Origin of the sequence: Paucibacter sp. DJ2R-2 (assembly GCF_025717675.1) — a bacterium.
GTDB lineage: Bacteria > Pseudomonadota > Gammaproteobacteria > Burkholderiales > Burkholderiaceae_C > Paucibacter_A.
The window spans coordinates 414,421-434,680 of sequence record NZ_JAJIRT010000001.1; the positions used below are offsets into that span (position 1 = coordinate 414,421).

Annotated in this window: 18 protein-coding genes; 6 read left to right on the forward strand and 12 right to left on the reverse strand. The window is 65.6% G+C overall.

The window, feature by feature from the left end:
* Window positions 1-11: 11 nt before the first annotated feature.
* The 3 genes from LNV28_RS01850 to LNV28_RS01860 all read right to left on the reverse strand — a co-directional run bounded on the left by LNV28_RS01850 (window position 12) and on the right by LNV28_RS01860 (window position 2,983).
* Complete coding sequence (locus LNV28_RS01850) at window positions 12-1,202, reverse strand: GGDEF domain-containing protein (protein ID WP_263516779.1); 1,191 nt, start codon at window positions 1,200-1,202, stop codon at window positions 12-14.
* 69 nt (window positions 1,203-1,271) lie between these two features.
* On the reverse strand, window positions 1,272-2,156 hold the full coding sequence (locus LNV28_RS01855) for a Rossmann-like and DUF2520 domain-containing protein (protein WP_263516778.1): 885 nt from the start codon (window positions 2,154-2,156) through the stop codon (window positions 1,272-1,274).
* 11 nt (window positions 2,157-2,167) lie between these two features.
* Window positions 2,168-2,983 carry a class I SAM-dependent methyltransferase gene (locus tag LNV28_RS01860; RefSeq protein WP_263517154.1) on the reverse strand — a complete coding sequence of 272 codons (816 nt, stop codon included), beginning with the start codon at window positions 2,981-2,983 and terminating at the stop codon, window positions 2,168-2,170.
* Between the two features lie 183 nt (window positions 2,984-3,166).
* Between LNV28_RS01860 and LNV28_RS01865 the strand changes: the two genes are divergently transcribed.
* Together LNV28_RS01865 and LNV28_RS01870 are read left to right on the forward strand one after the other, a co-directional pair.
* A complete protein-coding gene (locus tag LNV28_RS01865; protein ID WP_263516777.1) occupies window positions 3,167-3,511 on the forward strand; it encodes a zinc ribbon domain-containing protein YjdM in 345 nt (114 codons plus the stop codon).
* A 161-nt stretch (window positions 3,512-3,672) separates the two neighbouring features.
* Complete coding sequence (locus LNV28_RS01870; protein WP_263568707.1) at window positions 3,673-4,530, forward strand: DUF4399 domain-containing protein; 858 nt, start codon at window positions 3,673-3,675, stop codon at window positions 4,528-4,530.
* A 780-nt stretch (window positions 4,531-5,310) separates the two neighbouring features.
* Here LNV28_RS01870 and LNV28_RS01875 read toward each other — a convergent pair.
* From LNV28_RS01875 to LNV28_RS01890, 4 genes are all read right to left on the reverse strand, one after another.
* Window positions 5,311-5,754, reverse strand: coding sequence for a hypothetical protein (locus tag LNV28_RS01875; RefSeq protein WP_263516775.1), 444 nt, complete (start codon window positions 5,752-5,754; stop codon window positions 5,311-5,313).
* Between the two features lie 234 nt (window positions 5,755-5,988).
* Window positions 5,989-6,216 carry a hypothetical protein gene (locus LNV28_RS01880; protein ID WP_263516774.1) on the reverse strand — a complete coding sequence of 76 codons (228 nt, stop codon included), beginning with the start codon at window positions 6,214-6,216 and terminating at the stop codon, window positions 5,989-5,991.
* Window positions 6,217-6,244: 28 nt separating this feature from the next.
* On the reverse strand, window positions 6,245-6,688 hold the full coding sequence (locus LNV28_RS01885) for a VOC family protein (RefSeq protein WP_263516773.1): 444 nt from the start codon (window positions 6,686-6,688) through the stop codon (window positions 6,245-6,247).
* A 112-nt stretch (window positions 6,689-6,800) separates the two neighbouring features.
* Window positions 6,801-7,706, reverse strand: coding sequence for a hypothetical protein (locus LNV28_RS01890; RefSeq protein WP_263516772.1), 906 nt, complete (start codon window positions 7,704-7,706; stop codon window positions 6,801-6,803).
* A 398-nt stretch (window positions 7,707-8,104) separates the two neighbouring features.
* Between LNV28_RS01890 and LNV28_RS01895 the strand changes: the two genes are divergently transcribed.
* Together LNV28_RS01895 and LNV28_RS01900 are read left to right on the forward strand one after the other, a co-directional pair.
* Window positions 8,105-8,542 (forward strand): DoxX family protein, encoded by a 438-nt coding sequence (locus LNV28_RS01895; protein WP_263516771.1) that lies wholly within the window; start codon window positions 8,105-8,107, stop codon window positions 8,540-8,542.
* Window positions 8,543-8,692: 150 nt separating this feature from the next.
* Complete coding sequence (locus LNV28_RS01900) at window positions 8,693-9,673, forward strand: winged helix-turn-helix domain-containing protein (protein WP_263516770.1); 981 nt, start codon at window positions 8,693-8,695, stop codon at window positions 9,671-9,673.
* 7 nt (window positions 9,674-9,680) lie between these two features.
* Here LNV28_RS01900 and LNV28_RS01905 read toward each other — a convergent pair whose 3' ends face one another.
* Window positions 9,681-10,151, reverse strand: a complete 471-nt coding sequence (locus LNV28_RS01905) for an Lrp/AsnC family transcriptional regulator (RefSeq protein WP_102768093.1) — start codon at window positions 10,149-10,151, stop codon at window positions 9,681-9,683.
* 123 nt (window positions 10,152-10,274) lie between these two features.
* Here LNV28_RS01905 and LNV28_RS01910 point away from each other — a divergent pair, with 123 nt between their 5' ends.
* Complete coding sequence (locus LNV28_RS01910) at window positions 10,275-13,865, forward strand: indolepyruvate ferredoxin oxidoreductase family protein (protein WP_263516769.1); 3,591 nt, start codon at window positions 10,275-10,277, stop codon at window positions 13,863-13,865.
* Window positions 13,866-13,935: 70 nt separating this feature from the next.
* On the forward strand, window positions 13,936-14,766 hold the full coding sequence (locus tag LNV28_RS01915) for a substrate-binding periplasmic protein (RefSeq protein WP_263516768.1): 831 nt from the start codon (window positions 13,936-13,938) through the stop codon (window positions 14,764-14,766).
* 6 nt (window positions 14,767-14,772) lie between these two features.
* On the opposite strand, the gene LNV28_RS01920 is transcribed toward LNV28_RS01915, so the two are convergent.
* The 4 genes from LNV28_RS01920 to LNV28_RS01935 form a co-directional block, all read right to left on the reverse strand.
* The gene (locus LNV28_RS01920) at window positions 14,773-15,432 is read right to left on the reverse strand and encodes a 2-hydroxychromene-2-carboxylate isomerase (RefSeq protein WP_263516767.1); all 660 of its coding nucleotides are present in this window, start codon (window positions 15,430-15,432) and stop codon (window positions 14,773-14,775) included.
* An 87-nt stretch (window positions 15,433-15,519) separates the two neighbouring features.
* Window positions 15,520-18,813, reverse strand: coding sequence for a CHAT domain-containing protein (locus LNV28_RS01925; protein WP_263516766.1), 3,294 nt, complete (start codon window positions 18,811-18,813; stop codon window positions 15,520-15,522).
* Window positions 18,810-19,517 (reverse strand): hypothetical protein, encoded by a 708-nt coding sequence (locus tag LNV28_RS01930; protein ID WP_263516765.1) that lies wholly within the window; start codon window positions 19,515-19,517, stop codon window positions 18,810-18,812. Before LNV28_RS01930 ends, LNV28_RS01925 begins: the two co-directional genes overlap by 4 nt.
* Window positions 19,517-20,068, reverse strand: a complete 552-nt coding sequence (locus LNV28_RS01935; protein WP_263516764.1) for an RNA polymerase sigma factor — start codon at window positions 20,066-20,068, stop codon at window positions 19,517-19,519. The genes LNV28_RS01930 and LNV28_RS01935 overlap by 1 nt, the downstream gene beginning before the upstream one ends.
* Window positions 20,069-20,260 lie beyond the last annotated feature (192 nt).

The window sequence follows — 20,260 nt, forward strand, 5'->3', positions numbered from 1 at the left end:
CCGGGCGTCCATCAGTTCGGCGCCAGCAAGGGCGGCGCCACTTCGCAGCGGTTGCGGCCGCTCTGCTTGGCGCGGTACATGGCCGAGTCGGCCGCCGCCACGAGGCCGTCGACCGTCACTGCACCGGTGATGACCCCGCCGGCCACGCCGATGCTGATGGTCACCGAAATGCGGTGGGCGCCCCATTGCGTGGGCGTGGCCTCGACCGCCTGCCGCAGCGCCTCGGCCAGAGTGGCGGCACCCTCGAGGCTGGTGTCGGGCAGCATGAGCAAGAACTCTTCGCCACCGAAGCGGCCGATCTGGTCCTGAGCGCGCAGGCGGCTCAGCAAGGTGTGGGCGACGCCGCGCAGCACCGCGTCACCGGCTTGGTGGCCATAGCCGTCGTTGACGCGCTTGAAGTGGTCAATGTCCAGCATCAGCACGCTCAAGTACTGACCCTGGCGCTGCGCCCGCGAGACGGCCATGTGCAGCTGATCGCTGATGGCGCGGCGGTTGGACAAACCGGTCAGCATGTCCTTCATGGCCAACTCGAAATTGCGCAACTCAGCGCGCTCCATGGTCATGTAGACAAAGCCGAGCGAGATGCTGATGACCGCACACAAGGCCACCACAAAAACCATGGTCAGCCAAAGCCGGCCGGCATCATCGTCGTTGCTGGCCATCCAGCCCATGGCGGCCGCCAGTGAGCGCAGCAGCAGAGAAGCCAGAAGGGCAAAGAAAGCCGTCAGCAGGATGTAGCGGCCGCGACCGTGGCGCGGCATGCGCCGGTCGAGCAGCGATCGCAAGATAAAAACGATCTGCAAGGAAAAGGTCAGCGAGCCGGCGACCACACGGGCCGCGTACTGGTCCATCAGCAGCAGGTAGAGCAGCACGATGGCCAGCACCGGCGCGAACAACTGCAGCTGCACCAGCAGCGGCGGCCCCGCCTGGGTATCGAGCCCATCAAAACGGCGCAAGGCCAGCAGCATCAGGGACAGGGCCACGCTGTAGGCCACATTGCCGCCGATCACCAGGCTGGCCAACGGCTGCGGGCCCAGCATGGCAAACAAGACATGGCTGCCGGCATAGGCCAACAAGGCCAAGCCCCAGGCCCAGAGCGCATCACGCGCCGGCTTGCCCCAGGCCATGAAGCAGATCCAGCCCGCCATCAGCAGGGCCACCAGCGTCACCACGGCAAACAGGGTCGGGACATCCAAACGCATGCCGGATTCTAGGCATGGGCCCGAGCGCCGCCGGGCCTGAATTTGCCGGCGCGCCGCCGCTGTGCAGAATCAGTCGGCCAGCAAGCGGCGCAGCTCGGCCAGCAGCGCCTCGGGTTGGCGCCCGGCTTGCGCGGCCAGTTCGATCTGGCGGCTCAGCAGCTCGCGGTAGAAGTGGCCGTGCGCGGCGCCCAGGCCATCCAGGGCCTGCAGGTGCGCACGCAGCACGCCGGCATCGCCACGCGCCACCGGGCCCGACAAGGCGCCAGCCAGGCCGCGCGCCTCGGCCGCATCCAGCGTGCCGCGCGCCAGCGGCAGCAGCGCCGGCAAGGCGGCTTCCGCCGGCAGGCCGATGGCCGCCCAGACCTGCTGCGCCTCGGCCAGCACGGCCAGCAGGCTGCTGGCGGCCAGATTGGCGGCCGCGTGGTAGGCCGCCCGCGTACCCGGGCGCAAATGCATGGGCGTCATCCCCAGGGCCGCGGCCAGCCCGTGCAGACGTTCGCTCAGGCCCGCGTCCATCGCCTCGATGCACACCGTGCTGCCGGCCAGCAGGCGCGCTGCACGGGCAGGGTCGGAAAAAATCTGCAGCGGGTGAAAGCCGCCGACGGCCGCGCCCGCTCGCTCGGCCGGCGCCAAAGCCGACAGTTCGGTGGCCCCGCTGCAATGGGCCACCGCTTGGCCGACACGCCAGGGCAGCGCTGAGGCCAGTGTCGCGATGGCGTCGTCGCTGACCGTCAGCAGCACCAGATCGGCCGCGGACACGGCCGCCTCGGGCGACAGCGCCTGGCAGCCCGGCAGCTGCAGGGTCAGGTCTTGCGCGGCGCTGTGCTGGCGGCTGGCCACGGCCACCACGCGCTGCCCGGCCGCAGCCCAGGCCGGCGCCAGGGTGCGCGCCAGGCGGCCGGCGCCGATGAAAGCGATGCGCTCAAACATGGGCGTGGCCGGCGGGGCGCTCACCGTGGCAAGCCTCAGGGCTTGACGAACTTGAGCGTCATGCGGTCGCTCTCGCCGATGGCCTCGAAACGGGCGCGATCCTTGTCCTTGAGGCCGAAGGTCGGCGGCAGGGACCAAACGCCGCCTTCATGGTCGGCCGTGTCCTTGGGGTTGGCGTTGACTTCGGAGCTGGCGGCCAGCTTGAAGCCAGCGTTCTCGGCCAGCTTGATCACATAGGCCTGGTGCACATAGCCGCTCGAAGCCTTGGCGTCCTGCTCCTGGGCGACCGGGCGGCGGTGCTCGACCACGCCGAACACGCCGCCGGGCTTGAGCGCGGCGAAGGCGCTGTTGAACACGGCCTGAGCCTTGCCCTCGCCGGCCGAGATCCAGTTGTGCACATTGCGGAAGGTCAGCACCAGGTCGGCCGAGGCCGGCTTGGCGTAGTCGAACTTGCCGGCGCCGGGCGCGAACACGCTGACCTGCACCTTGTCATAGACGGCCGGCAGCGCTTCCAGCTTGGCCTTCATGCGGGCGGCGCTGCGCTGGAAGTAAGCCTGCTCGGAGGCCGGGTCATCGCCGGCCAGGATCAGCTGGCCCTTGTCGCGCAGATAGGGCGCCAGGATTTCCGTGTACCAGCCGCCGCCGGGCGAGAGCTCGACCACGGTCTGGCCCGGCTTGATGCCGAAGAAGCTCAGGGTCTCGTAAGGGTGGCGGGCGCCGTCTCGGACCACATTGGCCGGTGTGCGATGGGGGCTGGCGATGGCGGCCTTCAAAGCCTCATCGGCCTGGGCCGGCAGGGCACTCATCAGGGCCGCACAGGCGGCCAGCGCCAGGGTCAGTTTCTTGGTCATCGTCGTCATGGCAATTTTCCCGTTGAGGCAGTGAATGTGCTTGCAATTCGGTCGTGGCCCGATTGGGCCGGCGACAGTATGGCTTGCCCGCCGCACCCGTGCTGGAAGCCATGGCCCAGGCCGCACCGCTGAAGCACTCGGTTACAGTGTTGCGCCATTCGCACGACTCCGAGACTCTCAATCATGTCCACGCCTCCCGCCTGTCCCCAGTGCACCCTCGAAAACACCTACACCGACGGTGGGCAGTTCATTTGCCCCGACTGCGGCTACGAGTGGGCGGCCGAAAACGCTGCCACTGAGGAACAGGGCGAAGGTACCAAGGTGGTGCGCGACGCCAACGGCCAACCCCTGGCCGATGGCGACAGCGTCATCCTGATCAAGGACCTCAAGGTCAAAGGCTCCTCCATCACCCTGAAAAAAGGCAGCAAGGCCAAGGGCATTCGCTTGGTCGACGGCGACCACGATGTCGATTGCAAGATTGATGGGGTGAGCCTGATGCTGAAGTCCGAGTTTCTCAAAAAGGCTTAAGCGCTTGCTCTTACCCCAGCATCCAGCAGCAGTTCCAAGCAGTACTTAGAAAGCCTTAGCAGTCCCCCGCCAGCCTCCGCACCCACCACGCCACGAAGCGGCCGTAGCTAAAAAACAGTCCGCTCGTGCAGACCCACCAGAAGAAGATCATGACGAAGACGATGACGACGAACTCCCAGAAGCCCCGCATCACCGCCTCGCTCTTGGCTTCATGCGGGCTCGCTTGCCTGCTGCTGATGGGGGGCTCATTGGCTCCTGCCGCTGCACAAACGCCGGGCCAAACGCTCCATCCCTGGCTGGCCTCGGCGCCGCGCCTGGCGCAGCAGACCCACTTCACCAATTTGCAAGATGGCGCCAAGATCGAGACGCCGTTTCTCGTGACCTTCGGCCTCACCGGCATGGGCATTGCACCCATCACCAAGGCGCAGGGCAAGACCGGCCACCACCACCTCCTGATCAACCGCGACCTGCCGCTGGACTTCAACCAGCCCCTGCCCTTCAACGAGCAGTACGTCCACTTCGGCAAAGGCCAGATGGAAACCGTGCTGAAGCTGCAGCCGGGCGACTACACCTTGCGCCTGGTCCTGGCCGACCACCGCCATGTGCCCAATTTCGTGTACAGCAAACCGCTGAAAATCACGGTTACCAAATTCAATGAGAACGTCAAGCCCGAAACCCTGAGCCAGCCCGGCATCAGCCTGCGCGTGGTGGGCAGCGGCGACAACAAGAACGAAGCGCGCGAGGGCAGCCCCGTGCAAGTGCTGTTCCACGCGTCCAAGCTGAACGTCTCGCACCAGGCTTTGCAAGAACCCAGCACCGGCCACTTCCGCCTGAGCATTGCGCCCGAGAGCGGCGGAGCCAAGGCCGAGGTCCTGAACTTCACCGGCGGCGAAACCGAAGCCTGGCTCAAGCCACCCAAGGGCAAGTACCAACTCAAGCTCGATTTCGTGGACAACGTGCAGGCCGGCAAGGTGCTTTTCAGTGCGGGGGCGCAGGGGCTGCAGGTGGTGGGGCGGTGAGGTATTCAGTTCGAGGCTGCGTTTATGCCAGCCTTCAACTGCCCCCGATTGCTACGTGTTGCGTCACTGATGATCATGTTCTGGTCCGCAATTTGGCGTCGTTTGAAGTTAAGAGCCACCCGGGCCTTGACACTTAGGACACACCGTTGCAATTCGCTTCGCTTGGACAAGCCGACCTGGTTTGCCGCAGACTTGGCATGTTACGGAAGCTAGCGACTTTGTCGCCTCAACAAGATGCCCAATGCGTAACTCTAAGGCGCCGAAGCCAACTTCGTTTGTGCTGCCGAAACCAAAACAGAACCGAAGACCGCCGGCTTTCTCCTTGATCTGATCGATGTGGAAGGCCTTTGCTGCATCGTCATTCAATTGATTGTCAATTTGACCGCACAAGTCATGTATCAAATTCCACCAACCAGTTGGAACCTCTGACGGGGCTTCAGCTACTGAACGGTGGAACAGACGGGGATAGGCTGCCATCAAGCGCTGCATTAAAGACGGTATCCGCTAGGGATTGCGAAAACGCCATTTCGCCGCATGCGTGGGGCGGTCATTCGCATCGAGGACGGGCTGGCCGGCCACGACGAGTTCGACACTTGAATCTTTGCGAAGTGCCCGCCCGACAGCCGCATTGGACGAACACCCAACGGGTGGCGAATTGCAGATGTATGTGCCATGAGCAAACTCGATTAGTTGGACTGTCGACCAGACGCTCGCGCCAACGTCGGTCTTGAACTTAGGCAACGCATCGATGCACCGAGAAACAAATGTAGAAAGCATGACTCAAACCCGAAGCTGAAGTTGAGCTTTGGACATCGCAATTAACTGCTTCAGCTCTGAGTCATTGAGGCCAGCAAGAATCCGAGTTAGCAGAGATTCGCTAACGGACTGGGCCAGCATGGTCGGTTTGCGCCGGTAACGTGATCCGGCAGAGAAAACTTCGTCGCCCCGCAGTTTGACCCCTTCCTTTTCTAGCTCAAACCCTGTTTGTTCCATGATCTGACGCACGGCCATGCCGATAAGGGATCGCGCGCTCCGGCCGTCGGTCCCTTGCAAGTGGGCTTGCACCATGGCGCCAACACCAGCCACCGCTGGTCGTCCCTCATCTGTAGCTTGGTGCAGGGCGGCGATGAAGTTCGGAGTACTGGCCAATTCGATCAAAGACTGCCCATTTGCAATCGTGGCAGCCAGTCTCTGGACGCGTGGTGAAAAAACAAGCTTCAACACGGATGACCTCCTATTCCTATTGATGCGAACAATTCCATGGATTTTCCTATGAACAAATGTCAAATGTCAACTAGATTCGCCCAAGACTTCAGCAGATGGGCAAGAGCCAATTGCCCGGCACTCGGTCAGCCCAACGGCGAGGTCGTTTCATACCTCACCTCCGACGACACCAAACTGCCGCGCACTCTTGCTAAGCCAGGTGGCTTGAAGATCTGGTTTTACTAGAAGTAGGCGTCATACGCTTTGATATCTGATGCGACTACAGACGTTCATCGCATCATCGGCCTCACCGATGTCGCTGAAGCATTCGATGATCTCGCGGCTGGCGCGCATCATGAGATCGAACTGATCCACCGCGCCTTCTCTGTGAAGTACCAGCGAAACATTGGCAAGCACATAGATCTTGAGGCCAAGCGTCTCACGGTCCGCCAGCGCCGCGCTGAGGCCTTTCAGTAGATCCACAGAATCTTGCGCCCCGCCTCACCGTTTTCTACTGCAGAGCATAGTCATTCCGCTCACTCAGTTCTGACGAAACGTACTCAACAAACTCGAACTGCAGCCCCTCCCGAGCCAGCACGTAAGCGCTCGTCCGAAAGGGGTGAGCGCCGCCCCAATGGTCAGGGGTGTAGCCGGCAGCGGCAAGTCTTTGCAGCGTCTCGTTCAAAGACGGCACGACGATGCCGATGTGCTTGGTGCCGAGGGATGAGCTGCGCCATTCGGGGTGCTTGTCAGCTTCACCTTCGCCGCCGCTCTGTAGCGCGATGTAGGAGTGCTCGGTCCCGACGTGCAGCCAGCGGATCGTCCGATTGCCAAACCAGTCCAGAGTGCCTTCGCCGCGCACGCGCCAGCCAGGCAAGGCGCAGAGCAGCATGTCCTTGACCTCATCGAGATCGCGAACGGTCACGTTGGCGTGCTCTACATAGGCGTGATCCATAGAAATGCGTCCTTTCATTCTGTGATGGCCTTCTGGGCCGAGGTCACGGATGATGAAAGCTCAAGTGCACTTCACGTCAAGCAGCAATTGACCCCGCCAGGAACAAGAGGGATCACCGGTTTTCCAGGTAGTCCGTTCCGACGCGTTCAATGGCAGTGAGCAGCTTCTGCACCGCCCGCGTGTCTACAGCTGCCACCGAGTCCGAATGCTCGCCGCAGAACTCGGCCAACATGCTGGCATGCTCTTCTGCCCTGCCGCCTGTGGCGGCGATTCGCAGCGCCGCTCGATAGGTCTGCCGCTGTTTTTCTGACAAGGCGGCACCGATCTTGTCGCAGCCCAGTGCCTTGATGGCCGTGATATCTCCGAGGTTGGCATCTCTGGTCAATGCACCCAGCTGCCAGGGAATTGCGCTTGGGTCCTGCCGCTGGACCACGGCCACCTCGTGGTAATGCGTGGATGCCGCGCCCAAGGTGCCGCCGACCGCGGCAGTCTCCAACAGCTTCAAATACTGACTCTGCTGAACAGCGGTGAGGGTCTGGCAGTGACGCTGAACATTTTCATCATCCTTCAGGGATGCGATGAGTTCGCGGTTGTCCCGACCTGGGCCTGTTTGGCTGCTCGCATGCTTCCGAGATCTGGCAATCCTTCTATCGATAGATTTGCACGCATCGAGGATCTTGGCGGCTTCAAATGATTTCTGCGGGTCCTGCGAATCGATGGCGGCATCAATGAACTGGCTGTAGCCGTAGCGCATCGCCCGCTTGAGCAGACCGTCAGCCTTTGTCGCTTCATGGCTCGATGGCGAAGCGCTAGCCGGCAAAGCGTTTGGCGCTGCGTTTTTACGCGACTCGATCCTAGGGGCCGAAGCAAAATCGGATGGGCCAATCGCCGCGGCGCTTGGCGGCTTGACTGCCGGCTCTTCGCTGGCTTTTTGGCCGTGAGTTCCAAGCCCAATCACGGCGGCACTCAGTGCAAGGGCAAGGGAAGCGGCAATCCATTTGATAAAGCCTTTGTTCATCAGGTGCACTCACAGAAACATGCGGGGGGACAGTTTGAATGGATCAGCAAGCAGCGCTACAGGCGAAACCTGAACGAGCCAATCCACGATCCAGTCTTCAGCTTCGAGCTTCGCCCAATTTTGTGACCCCGGGCCACAGGCGGCAGCCGCTGGCCCGCACTCATTGACCCCACTTGCAAGCCTGCCTTAGACGGGGCGCTCGAACTGCTCGACGGCGGCCGGAGTCGCTCTCCGTGGCGCAAGCACTGCCCCATAGCGCGCCCATTTCCCCTACTTCACCGGGATTTCAGCGCTTTTCAGACTGATTCAGACCCCAAGGGCCAGCTTTCAGCGTGTTTTCAGGCCTTGCCGCGCCGTCATCGGCAGCATGCAGGGCTTCACCAACCCTGGCCCATTTCATGAACACCTTCACATCCACCTTCGACCCGCAACGTCAGCAACGCATCATGATGGTGCTGCGCATCACCCTCGCCTGCCTGGTCGTGATACATGGCTGGACCCGGCTGCTCGGCGGTTCGGTGCCCAGCTTCGGCCGCTATCTGGACGCGCACGGCGTGCCCTTCGGCGCCTTCTTCGGCTACTTCGTCACTTACGCCGAGGCCTTCGCCACCGTGCCCCTGGCCTTGGGGCGATTCGTCTTTCCGCTCTGCCTGATGTTCTCGGCCATCTATCTGGTGGGCATTCCGGTCCACCACTTGCAGTACGGTTGGTTCTCGTCTGGCCACGAGGACGGCTGCGAATATCCGACGCTGATGGTGATCTGCTTTGCGCTGATGGCCTGGCAGCATGCACCGCGTTCACTCAGATTCAGCTGGCCCCGATTTGCACGGGCATGAGCGGGCCTATGAGCGGGCCCATGAGCGGGCCCGCCCCGCTCATAGAATTGCGCCGCGCCGGGACCTTCCCAGCGCCTGCGCGCACCGCCGCGCGACGCCCTTTGAATGCGGGCGCCACGTGGTGAGGCTTTGTGCGCCCTTAGGGCATCGATGGACTGTCTTCCCGAACACGCTTTGCAGATTGGCGACTGGCTGCTGGACCCGTCGACCGGTCAACTCAGCCGTACTGACGATGAAGGCCTGCGCCTCGACGCCCGGCCCCTGCGTCTGCTGGTCTATCTGGCCGGCCGCGCCGGCGAGACGATCGGCATGGACGAATTGCTGGAGCAGGTCTGGCCCGGCGTCGTGGTCACGCAGGATTCGGTCTACCAAGCCATCACCGCGCTGCGCCGCGCGCTGGGCGATGACAGCAAGCAGCCACGCTATATCGCCACCGTGCCGCGCCTGGGTTACCGACTGATTGCTGCGGTTCAGACGCTGCCTGCCGCCGCCGAGCCCGGCCTCAGCGGCGGCGCAGCCCTCGGCCCTGCTACGGCCACAAGCTCATCGGCTTCAACACCCATGGCTGCCGCTGAGGCGGTGCCAAGCGCCGCAGCTCCAAACAAGCGACGCGCGAGTATTGGCCTGATCCTGTCAGCCGCCCTGCTGGCCCTGGTGGCCGGGCTGACACTGTTCCAGCTGCAGCCTTGGCGCGCCGACGACACGGCCGCGGCGGCGCAGGCCAGCGCGCCCCGCACCGTCGCCGTGCTGCCCTTTCTGGACCTCAGCGACAAGATGGACCAGGAGCCTTTTGCCGATGGCATGAGCGAGCAGCTGATCGCCCTCTTGGGCAAGAACAGCGAGCTGCGCATCGCCGCGCGCTCCAGTGTGTTTGCCTTCAAGGGCAAGGACATCGCCCCCGCCGCCGTCGGCCAGCAGCTCGGCGTCAGCCATGTGATCGAGGGCAGCGTGCGCCGGTCGGGTCAGACGATGCGCATCAGCGCCCAGCTGGTGCGCACCAGCGATGGCTTCGTGCTCTGGACCGAGTCCTATGACCGGCCGTTGAGCGATGCGCTGAAGACCCAGGCCGAAGTTGGCGCCGCGATTGGCGCTGCCGTCAGCACCAAACTGGCGCCCTCCGGCATACGCTGAAGCACCCTCAGCCCACGGGCAAGGCCGTCTCGTACTTCACCTCCCGCAGCACCACATTGCTGCGCACGCTGGCCACGCCGGGCACCTTGAAGATCTGGCTTTGCAGAAAGGCGTCATACGCCTTCATATCGGGCACGACCACCTTGATCACGTAATCGGCCTCACCGGTGATGCCGTGGCACTCGATGATTTCGCGGCTGGCCAGGACCAGGCGCTCGAATTGCTCGACCGCGCCCTCGCTGTGCCGCACCAGCGAGACATTGGCCAGCACGCAGATATTGAGGCCCAGTTTTTCGCGGTCCACCAGGGCTACATGGCGGCGGATCACGCCGCTGTCTTCCAGCTCCTTGATGCGGCGCCAGACCGGGGTGGCCGAGAGGCCCACCTGGTCGGCCAGGGCCTGGGTGCTCTGGCGGCAATCGGCCTGCAGGGCTTCGAGAATCTGGCGCGTGGCCCGATCGAAACGATCCATCTCCATTTGAGACTCCTTTGAGAGGAATTCTCTCATTCACTGGCTTGACAGCGGCAAACAGAGCAACAAACACTTGGCTCTCTGACGAAAAATCCCCGGCAGCCATCGTTCGTCTCGCGAGGAAAGCCCATGTCCAGTTCAGAAACCCAAACACTCAGCCCTGCGGCTCCCCAGGAGCCCGCGCTGCGGGACTACAAGCTTTCGGACAACCTCGCAGCGAGCAGCGGCGCAGTCTTCCTGACCGGCACCCAAGCCCTGGTGCGCCTGCTGCTGGCGCAAAAAGCGCAAGACGAAAGCAAGGGCCTGAACACCGCCGGCTTTGTCTCCGGCTACCGCGGCAGCCCGCTGGGCATGGTGGATCAGCAGCTCTGGAAGGCCAAGAAGTTCCTCGACGCCGCCAAGGTCAACTTCCTGCCCGCCATCAACGAAGACCTGGCCGCCACCGCCTGCCTCGGCGTGCAGCGCGTGGCCCTGGACCCGAAGCGCACGGCCGATGGCGTGTTCGCCATGTGGTACGGCAAGGGCCCGGGCGTGGACCGCTCGGGCGATGCGCTCAAGCATGGCAATGTCTATGGCACCTCGAAGTTAGGCGGCGTGCTGGTCGTCTGCGGCGATGACCATGGCTGTGTCTCGTCGAGCACCCCGCACCAGAGCGATCTGGCCCTGCAGGCCTGGCACATGCCCATCGTCCACCCGGGCAATGTGGCGGAGTATCTGGAGTTCGGCCTCTACGGCTGGGCGCTGAGCCGTTTTTCGTCCACCTGGGTCGGCTTCAAGGCGATCTCGGAGGTGGTGGAGTCGGGCATGACGGTGGACCTGGACAGCGTGCCGCTGGACTTTGAGCTGCCGGTGGACCACAAGCCGCCGGTAGACCTGCACATCCGCGCGGTGGACCTGCCCTCGCTGGAGCTGGAAACGCGCCTTGAGCACAAGCTGAACGCCGTCAAGGCCTTCGCCAAACTCAACAGCATCGACAAGCACATCGTCGTGAGCCCGCGCGCCACTCTGGGCATCGTCACCGTGGGCAAGGCTCATTACGACTTCATGGAAGTGCTGCGCCGCCTGGACCTGGACCCCAATGCCCTGGCCGCCGCCGGCGTGCGGGTCTACAAGGTCGGCCTGGTCTTCCCGCTGGAGAGCTCGCGCATGAGCGAGTTCGCCCAGGGCTTGACCGATATGCTGGTGATCGAGGAGAAAGCCCCGGTCGTCGAGCGCCAGATCAAGGAACTGCTCTACCACCTGCCCGATGCGCAGCGCCCGCGCGTGGTGGGCAAGACCGATGAGCATGGCCAGGCCGTGCTGAGCGCTCTCGGCGAGCTGCGCCCCTCGCGCATCATGAACACGGTGGCCGATTGGCTGGCCCGCCTCAACCCCGCGCTGGACCGCCGCCATCTGGTGGTGGACTTCCTCACCCCCTGCCTGCTGTCGAACGCGGCCGATGGCGTGCGCCGCCAGCCCTACTTCTGCTCGGGCTGCCCACACAACACCTCGACCAAGCTGCCCGAAGGCTCGCGGGCCCTGGCCGGCATCGGCTGCCACTTCATGGCCAGCTGGATGGAGCGTGGCACCTCAGGGCTCATCCAGATGGGCGCCGAGGGCGTGGACTGGGCCGCGCACAGCCGCTTCACGACCGAGAAGCATGTGTTCCAGAACCTCGGCGACGGCACCTACTACCACTCGGGCTACTTGGCCATCCGCCAGGCCATCGCCGCCAAGACCAACATCACCTACAAAATCCTCTACAACGACGCCGTCGCCATGACCGGCGGCCAGCCGGTGGACGGCCAGACCAGCGTGCCCCAGATCGCGCGCCAGGTGGAGGCCGAGGGCGTGAAGCGCCTGGTGGTGGTGAGCGACGAGCCGCAGAAGTACCAAGGCCACGAGAACCTGTTCCCGCCGGGCACCAGCTTCCACGACCGCAGCGAGCTGGACGCGGTGCAGCGCGAGCTGCGTGAGATCGAAGGCGTGACGGTGCTGATCTACGACCAGACCTGTGCCGCCGAAAAGCGCCGCCGTCGCAAGAAGAAAGAGTTCTACGACCCGCCGAAGCGCATCTTCATCAACGAGCAGGTGTGCGAGGGCTGCGGCGACTGCGGCCAGGCCAGCAACTGCCTCTCGGTCGTGCCGGTGGAAACCGATTTCGGCCGCAAGCGCGTGATCGAGCAAAGCAGCTGCAACAAGGATTTTTCCTGCGTCAACGGCTTCTGCCCGAGCTTCGTCTCGGTGCACGGCGCGCAGCTCAAGAAACGCGCCGGCGCCGGCTACACGCCCGCCGATCTGGCGCGCGAGCTGGCCGCGATTGGCTCGCCCAAACCCTGGAACTGGACGGGTCCCTTCGACCTGCTGGTCACCGGCGTGGGCGGCACCGGCGTGGTGACGGTCGGCGCCCTGATCAGCATGGCCGCGCATCTGGAGCGCAAGCAGGCCTCGGTGCTGGACTTCATGGGCTTTGCACAGAAAGGCGGCTCGGTGCTGAGCTTCGTGCGCGTGGCGCCGACGCAAGACCTGCTCAACCAGGTGCGCATCGACACGCAACAGGCCGATGTGCTGCTGGCCTGCGACATGGTGGTGGGCGCCAGCCCGGATGCGCTGGGCACGGTCAAGCCGGGCCGCACCGTCATCCTGGCCAACACGCATGAGCTGCCCACGGCGGCTTTTGTGCGCAACCCCGATGCCAGCCTGCAAGCCGACTCGCTGCTGGCCAAGATGCAGCATGCCGTCGGTGGCGACGCCGGTTTGATGAGCACCATCGATGCGCAAGCGATTGCCCAGGAGCTGATGGGCGACACCATGCCCAGCAACATCATCATGCTGGGCGCCTGCTGGCAGCGCGGCCTGGTGCCGCTCTCCGAAGCCTCGCTGATGCGAGCCATGGAGCTGAACGGCGTGGCCGTGGTAGGCAACAAGACCGCCTTCGCCCTGGGCCGCCTGGCCATCGCCGCGCCCGAGGCCCTGCGCCGCCTGGCCGGCCGCAATGCGCAGTCGGTCGTGCAGGTGCTGAACTTCGACAAGCTCGACGGCCCGGACGGCCTGCTGGCCCGCCGCAGCGCCCACCTGACGGCCTACCAGAACAGCGCCTACGCCCAGCGCTACCTGGCCCTGGTGCAGCGCGTGCGCAGCGCCGAAGGCCAGCTGGGCGAGGCCGGCAAGACCGAGCGCCTCACCAAGGCCGTGGCCCGCTACTACGCGAAGCTGCTGGCCATCAAAGACGAGTACGAAGTGGCGCGCCTCTACACCGACGGCCAGTTCGAGCGCGCGATGAAGGAGCAGTTCGAGAACTGGGAGCGCCTGAGCTTCCATCTGGCCCCGCCGCTGATCTCCAAGCCCGGTGCCGATGGCCGGGCCAAGAAGATCGAGATGGGCAGCTGGACCTTCCAGGCCTTCAAGCTGCTGGCCAAGTTCAAGGGTTTGCGCGGCGGCGCGCTCGATGTCTTCGGCAAGACCGAAGAGCGCCGCATGGAGCGCCAGCTGATCCAGGACTACGAAGCCCTGGTGGACGAGCTATTGGCCGGCCTGACAGCCGACAAGCTGGAAGTCGCCCTGCAGCTGGCTCGCCTGCCCGAACAGATCCGCGGCTACGGCCATGTCAAGCATGCAAACGTGGTGACGGCCCGGGCCAAGCAGAAGGCGCTGCTGGACCGTTTCCATGGCCGCGTGCAAGAGGCCGCGGTGGCCATGCCGGTGCCGGCCGCGCGGGTCAAGGGCGTGGCGGAGCTGTAAGCAAGACTTCACAGGCACCCGGGACAAGTCCGCTTGAGGCGGGCTGCATTTGGGCTTAGGGTGGGCGCAGATGTTGCCGAACCAGACTCGCTCCACCACCCTCACCCCTTGCCCGCCCTACCGGCAAAGGCTGCTGCTGGCAGCTGCGCTGGTGGCTGCGGCCTGGGGAACAGCAGCGCTCGCACAAGGCAGCGCAGCGCCGGCGAACAGCCAGGTCGGCAGCCAGCCAGCCGTGCGGGTCTGCGTGGGCGACTTCCCGCCCTACAACAGCCCGCGCCTGCCGCGCATGGGCCCCATCTTCGATCTGGCGCAGCAAGCGTTCCAGCGCGTGGGCTACACCATGCAAGCCGAATTCATGCCCTGGGCCCGCATCCTCAAGGAAGGCGAAGAAGGGCGCTGCCTGATTCTGGGCATTTGGCGCAATGCCACGCGTGACCAGCTTTTCGACTACAGCTCGCCCCTGGTCGAGCAGGAGCTGGGCTTCTTCGTCAAGCGCGGCAGCCAACAAATGACTCATAACGCCGAATCCTTGCGGCGCCTGCGCATCGGCGTTGAACGCGGCAGCTATCTGCCCGAGCTCTTGCGCGACCCTGGCCTGCAACTCGACCTGGCCAGCGCCCTGAACAGCAATTTGCGCAAACTGGCCAAGGACCGGATCGACCTGGCCTTCGGTGCCAAGGATGCCGGGCTCTATATGCTCGCCAAGGAACCTGAGCTGCGGGCGCGTATCGACTGGCTGGCACCGGGCTTGGAAAGCAAGCCCACCTATCTGGCCTTCAGCCGCCGCGACCCGCAGGCCGAGGCCTTGCGCAGCGCCTTCGAACAAGGGCTGGCGGCCATGAAGGCAGACGGCAGCTACCGGCGCCTGCTCAAGGCCGCAGGGCTCAGCCCTCTGCCCTGAACGAACTTAGATCAGACCCTTGAACGGGCCGCTGGCGAGCCAGCGCTCGATCTGCGCCTGGCGGTCATTGCCCCAGAAGGCTTCGCCGTCGACGATGAAGTAAGGTGCGCCGAACACGCCGGCGGCGATCGCGGCGCTGTTGACGGCCTTGAGCCGATCTTTCCAGACCGGGTCGCTCCAGGCGCGCTCGGCCGCGTCGGCATCGAGGCCGCTCTGTGCCGCCAAAGCCTTGAGCTGCGCGGCATCATCAAGAGCCACGCCGCGCGTGAAATAGGCACGCAGGCCGGCGCGCGCCCAGGCCACAGCGGCCGCCGGGCCCTGTGTTTCATGCAGCCACCAGAACACACGGGCGGCATTCTGCGTGGCGATGGGGAAGCGCTCGGGCTGCTGGTAGGGCAAGCCGGCAAAGGCGGCCGAGCGGGCGAAATCACGAAACGCGTAATCGCGCTTGAGCGGGTGCTCGACCTGGGGTTTGAGTTCGGCGGCCTGAAAGGTCACGCCCAGCAAGATGGCATGCCATTGCACGCGCCGGCCGTGCCGTGCGGCCACGGCCTCCACCCACTCGGACGCGATGTAGCTGTAGGGCGAGGAAAAATCGAAATAGAAATGCAGCGGGCCTTTTTGCATGGCCTGCGCGGAACGTTCGGGCAAGGTGGATTCAAGCATGAAGCAACCATAGACCATCTGCTGCGGCCTTGGCAGCCTGGCTTACCTGGATGCGGCGAGCGCGGTGCGGGCTGCGCCCACACGGCGTCAGCGCTGGGTATTGGCGCGCGCCAGGTAGAACGCGCCCCAGTAAAAGGGGTGTGATTGCCCGCCCGACTGGGCCAGGAACGCGCGCTGCGCCGACTGCAGGGCGCGGGCGCTGTCGCCGTGGCGCCGTAAGGCGGCGTAGAAGTTGCGCATCCAGCGCCGCGTGGCCGCGTCGTCCACGCTCCAGAGGCTGGACAAGACCTCGCTGGCCCCAGCCTGCAGCAGGCTGGCATTGAGCCCGGCCACCTCGGCGCCCGAACCATCATCGCCACCGCCCAGGCCCGTCGAACAGGCTGACAGCGTCACCAACTGGGTGTGAGTGAAAGGCATGCGGGCCAACTCGGCCAGGTGCAGGCGCTGCCCGTCACCGAGGCGCAGCCAGGACCGGGACATCACGCCCGGCCGCAGGGTGAAGTGGGTGCCCAGATGCAGCAGGCCACCGGCACGCGCTTGGGCTGCCAACTGCAACTCGTCTTGCAAAGTGCGCTGGGTGAAGCTCGCATCGAGCCAGCCCTGGCCGCGCCACAGGCCCGGGCCACTCAGGCAGGCACTGCTGCCGAGGCCCTCGATCGGGCCGGCCACCAGCTCGCAGATCTCCTGCACTACTGCAGGCAAAGCCGGCAGGCCGGCCACCGCCTGGCTGCTGCCGAAAGCGCGCAGGCGCAGCGCAGACAGCCCTGCCTGGCCCGCACCCACTTCACCGCCACCGCCCTCGGGCAGGCGCTGCACCAGGCGCACGCTCTGGCCCAGATAGCCCTCCGGCCCGCGCAGCAGCCCCAGGGGCAAGTAGCGCAGGGCGCCATCGAGATACACCTCCACTTGCCCGGCCTTGGCGCGGCGAGCGGCACGCAACAGAGGCTCGCCGAGACGGCGGAACCAGTGGCGCAGCTCCGCATCAACCGGCTCGCGGGCCTCGATCTTGCGCAGCAGCTCGGCCAGCTCCTGGCCGAGCTGGCGCGCCGGCCAGGCCAGCTCCAGCTGCGACTGCCCGCCGGCGTGGATCATCAGCAAGCTCAGGCGCTCCTGGCCGGAAATGCTCCAGACCTCCAGCACGCCCCGCGACGGGCGCTGCTTGGCCGTGGCCTGGAGACGCTGGGCCGCGCTGCTTGGCTTGGGTGCCGTGGCGAGCAAGGCCTGCTGCAACCATTGTTGCCACTGCTGCAATTTGAGCGCCTCGTTCTCGCGCTGGGCCCGCCAGTGCAGCTGAGCCTGGGCCAAACGACGCGGGCTCAGCACTTCGCCAGCGCTGCCCAAGGACGGCATCCGCTCCGCGCCGACGCGCTCCGGGCCGGCCGCGCTCGGGCTCTGCTGCAGCAGCGCTTCAGGTGCACGCAGGCGCGCAGAGCGGCGCACGCGCAGTTGGCCATCGCTGAATTCATCGAGCTCCACGGCCGACCAGTCGCGCAGCACGTCTTGCGCCTCGGCGATGCGGCCTGAGCGCGCCAGCCAAGCGGCCTGGTCGCGGTAGACCGAGGACAGTTCCTGGACAAAGCCGCGTTCCTGGCCCGGGCGCTTGCCGCGCAGGTCCTGGCGCATCAGCTCGATCTGGTCCAGGCTCTGGCGGCCGAGCTGCAAGGCCAGGTCTTCGCGGCCGCGCTGGGCCCAGTGGCGAGCCAAGCCATGCAGGTTGTCCCACAGCGGCAGGGGCGCGGCATGACTCTCGGCCGCGGCCAGGCCACGCAGGTGGTGATCAAGCCCGGCGGCCCAGGCCGAGCGGCTGTCCTTCCATTGCGCCAGCACCTTGTGCGCACGCGCTCGGTCGGCCGGTGGCAGCCCGGCATAGTCGGGGTGCTGGTCCAGGAACTGCTGCAGCTCCTCGCAAGCCGGCAGCGGCGCTTGAGTCGCGCCCGGCTGCGCCACGGCCGCCCGGCAGCGTCCTCCATAGGCCTCCAGCAGCAAGGACGGCGTGTCGCCGACGATCTGTCGCAAGGCCTGCATGGCCGCGTCGTAATCGCGGTAGGCCAGGCCGGGCTGGCCCAGCTGCATCTGCACCGCTGCATGGCTGAGCAACAAACGCGAGCGCCAATAGCCCAGATCGCTGCGCCCCTCGCTGAGGGACAGCAGAGGCGCCAGCAGCTCGCGCGCACGCCGAGCTTGGCCCAGCTTTTGCCAGAGCACCGATTGCAGATGGCGTGCGCGGATCAGTCGCGCCAGGCCCACCGTGCCAGCGCTGTCCGGGCCGAGCATGGCGTCAATGGCTTCGCTGACGGCCAAGGCTTCGCCCAACTGGCCCTGGGTCATGCGCAGGTTCAGCAAGCTCACACGGTAGGGCAGCAGGCGCGGGCTGTTGGCACCGAAGGTGGTTTCGGCCAAAGCCACGGCGCGCAATGCCAGCGCCAGCGCTTCATCGACACGAGCGTAGTGCAGGTAATTGGAGGCCAGGTTGTGGAACACACCCAACTGCGCCGAGGGGTTGGCGTCGGGGTGGCGCTCGATGATGCGCAGCGCGTCCTCCAGGGCCTGCTGCGAACGGTCCATCAGTTCCATCTGCCCGTAAATCGCCGCCAGCGAAGCCAGCGCATCCAGCATATCGGGCGACTCGCCTCGGCCCATTTGACGCAGCAGCTCCGCCTCCTGCTCGGCATAGCCCACGGCCACAGCCAGCCGATCCTGGGCATGGCTGACCACGGTGCGCAGGTTCAAGACCTCACCCATCAGGGCACTGACCGCCAGGCCCTGGCCTTGCAGCAAGGCCGCGGCCTCGCTCAAGCTCGCCTCGCTGCGTTCCACCCAGCCCGGCGCCTGGCGGCGCCAGCTGGCGGTGATCTCCAGCACGCGCAGCTGGGCCCACATGACATCGCGGTCGGCCCCGCCCGTCGGCAGCGCCAGCGCCAAAGGCAAGGCCTCCGCCACCAGGGGCACGGCCTCGTCGCGCGCCGCGCGGTCCAGGGCGGCGCGCGCGGCCAGCATCAAGAACCAGACCCTCGCTTCTGCAAAAACGGCAAGGCCCGCTGCGGGTTCCAGCGCAGCCAGACTCCGACCCAGCGGGTCGCTGAACGGCCGCTCCAACAACTGCCAGGCCATGCGCGCCTGCTGCAGGGCGACGGCCAAGGCTGCAGGCTCGGACGGCGGCCGAGCGCAAATCCGGGCCAAGGCCTGCTCGGGTTCGCGCAAGAGCTGTTCGAGCAGCGGCAGGCTGGCCTCAACCGCTGCAGGCGCAGCGTCGCACAGCAGGGCCAAGGCCTGGCGCGCGTCCGCTCCACCGAGGCGTTCGTGGATCGGATCGCTCCAAGCAGGCAGCGCGGTCAAGCCGGCCGCCAGCAGCCAGCCTCCTGAGAGCAGCCGCAGCCTCATGGCTGGGTCGGCGCCGGGCCAGCGCTCAGTTCCAGCATCAACACGCCATCGGCCGGCCAGGGGATGCCTCGGCGCTTCAGAATCGCCTGCACCGCAGGCTGGCGCTCGGCGGGCAGTCCGCTCAACTCCACATCCAGGCCCAAACGGCCCAGGCGTTCATAACGCCGCAGCTCCAGGCCCTGGGCCTGCAGATCGGTCGCCAGGGACTCGCGCCAAGCCTGTGGGTCGGGGACGCGCAGCTGCAACACACCGTCGCTGCCCCGCCTTGCTCCACCCGTCTCGCCACCCGCCACCCCACCGCTGGCCGCAGCCGGCGCCCCATCTTCAGCTGACCAGGGGCTCTGGGTGGGCAAGCCCAGCCACACCAGCAAGCTCAGGGCCAGAGCCCCGGAGAACGCACCGCCCCAACGCCAGGCAGGTGCTTGCCAGACGCTGCGCAGGGCTTCGCGCCAGGCTTGGCAGAGTCGGCAGCCCGAAGCTCGGAACAGTCCTTCGTGTTCAGCCTGCGCGAGCAGCACTTCCAGCTCACGCGGCGACAGAGCCGGCTGTTCGGCGACGGTGGCAGACAGCGCACGCTGCAGACACTGCCCTTCGGAATGAGCCGACTTTCCCAAGCCCGACTCTGCTGCCTGGCCGCGCAGACCGCGCAGCCAGGCAGCCAGTTCAGCCTCTTGCGCGGGGTTCAAGGGTTCACGGTCAGACATCAGCCTTCTCCCCCGGCCACCTGGGCATACCAGGGAGCCAGATAGTGCCGCGCCTTGCGACGGCATTGGTACAGGTACTGTCGCGTGGCCTGCGGCGTGCGGTTGAGCAAACGGGCCACGTCCTCGATGCAGAGCTCGTCCTCGGCGATCCAGCGGATCACCGCGGCCGCCTCGGGGTCGGCCTCGCGAAAGCGCGCCTCACACTCGCGGTAGCGCTCCAGAGCCAGGCGCGAAGCGGTCAATGCCTCGGGCCCGGGCAGCTCATCCGGCATTGCAGCGTCAGGCTCCTCGTCCAAAGCTGGCAAGGAGGCGCTGCTGGGCAGGCGAGCCGCGCTGGCACGCAACTCGTCGATGGCCACCGAGCGGGCGACACGCTTGAGCCAGGGAAATAGCTCGGAATCTCCACGGTAGCTGGCGCAGGACTTCCAGATCCGCAGCAGCGCGTTCTGCAAGGCGTCGCGGGCCATTTCCGGATCACGCAAACAGAGGCTGCACTCGCGCAGCAAGGCGCGGCCATAGTCCAGGTAAAGCTGGCGAAACGCAAGTCGCATGGGGTCTCCTCCTTGCGCACAGGCCCGCTTGAACACCTCTCGCTCCATGCTGTCGATCGCTTCCGTGCATGTTGTAACAAAGTAAGTCTAACGAGCGATTGCGACAGATTTCCAGTGCAGACCCTGCTTCCCGGGCCTGGAAGCCACAGCCACCCCCCAGAGACGGGGGCGCGGCGAAAACGTCAGGGCTTG

Bases quoted from the DNA above. Each gene is read 5' to 3' on its own strand.
- LNV28_RS01885 (WP_263516773.1), bottom strand. From the start codon at position 6,688: ATGGATCACGCCTATGTAGAGCACGCCAACGTGACCGTTCGCGATCTC.
- LNV28_RS01915 (WP_263516768.1), top strand. From the start codon at position 13,936: ATGTTGCCGAACCAGACTCGCTCCACCACCCTCACCCCTTGCCCGCCC.
- LNV28_RS01925 (WP_263516766.1), bottom strand. From the start codon at position 18,813: ATGAGGCTGCGGCTGCTCTCAGGAGGCTGGCTGCTGGCGGCCGGCTTG.
- LNV28_RS01920 (WP_263516767.1), bottom strand. From the start codon at position 15,432: ATGCTTGAATCCACCTTGCCCGAACGTTCCGCGCAGGCCATGCAAAAA.
- LNV28_RS01865 (WP_263516777.1), top strand. From the start codon at position 3,167: ATGTCCACGCCTCCCGCCTGTCCCCAGTGCACCCTCGAAAACACCTAC.
- LNV28_RS01895 (WP_263516771.1), top strand. From the start codon at position 8,105: ATGAACACCTTCACATCCACCTTCGACCCGCAACGTCAGCAACGCATC.
- LNV28_RS01900 (WP_263516770.1), top strand. From the start codon at position 8,693: ATGGACTGTCTTCCCGAACACGCTTTGCAGATTGGCGACTGGCTGCTG.
- LNV28_RS01850 (WP_263516779.1), bottom strand. From the start codon at position 1,202: ATGCGTTTGGATGTCCCGACCCTGTTTGCCGTGGTGACGCTGGTGGCC.
- LNV28_RS01860 (WP_263517154.1), bottom strand. From the start codon at position 2,983: ATGACCAAGAAACTGACCCTGGCGCTGGCCGCCTGTGCGGCCCTGATG.
- LNV28_RS01890 (WP_263516772.1), bottom strand. From the start codon at position 7,706: ATGAACAAAGGCTTTATCAAATGGATTGCCGCTTCCCTTGCCCTTGCA.
- LNV28_RS01930 (WP_263516765.1), bottom strand. From the start codon at position 19,517: ATGTCTGACCGTGAACCCTTGAACCCCGCGCAAGAGGCTGAACTGGCT.
- LNV28_RS01910 (WP_263516769.1), top strand. From the start codon at position 10,275: ATGTCCAGTTCAGAAACCCAAACACTCAGCCCTGCGGCTCCCCAGGAG.
- LNV28_RS01935 (WP_263516764.1), bottom strand. From the start codon at position 20,068: ATGCGACTTGCGTTTCGCCAGCTTTACCTGGACTATGGCCGCGCCTTG.
- LNV28_RS01905 (WP_102768093.1), bottom strand. From the start codon at position 10,151: ATGGAGATGGATCGTTTCGATCGGGCCACGCGCCAGATTCTCGAAGCC.
- LNV28_RS01870 (WP_263568707.1), top strand. From the start codon at position 3,673: ATGACGACGAACTCCCAGAAGCCCCGCATCACCGCCTCGCTCTTGGCT.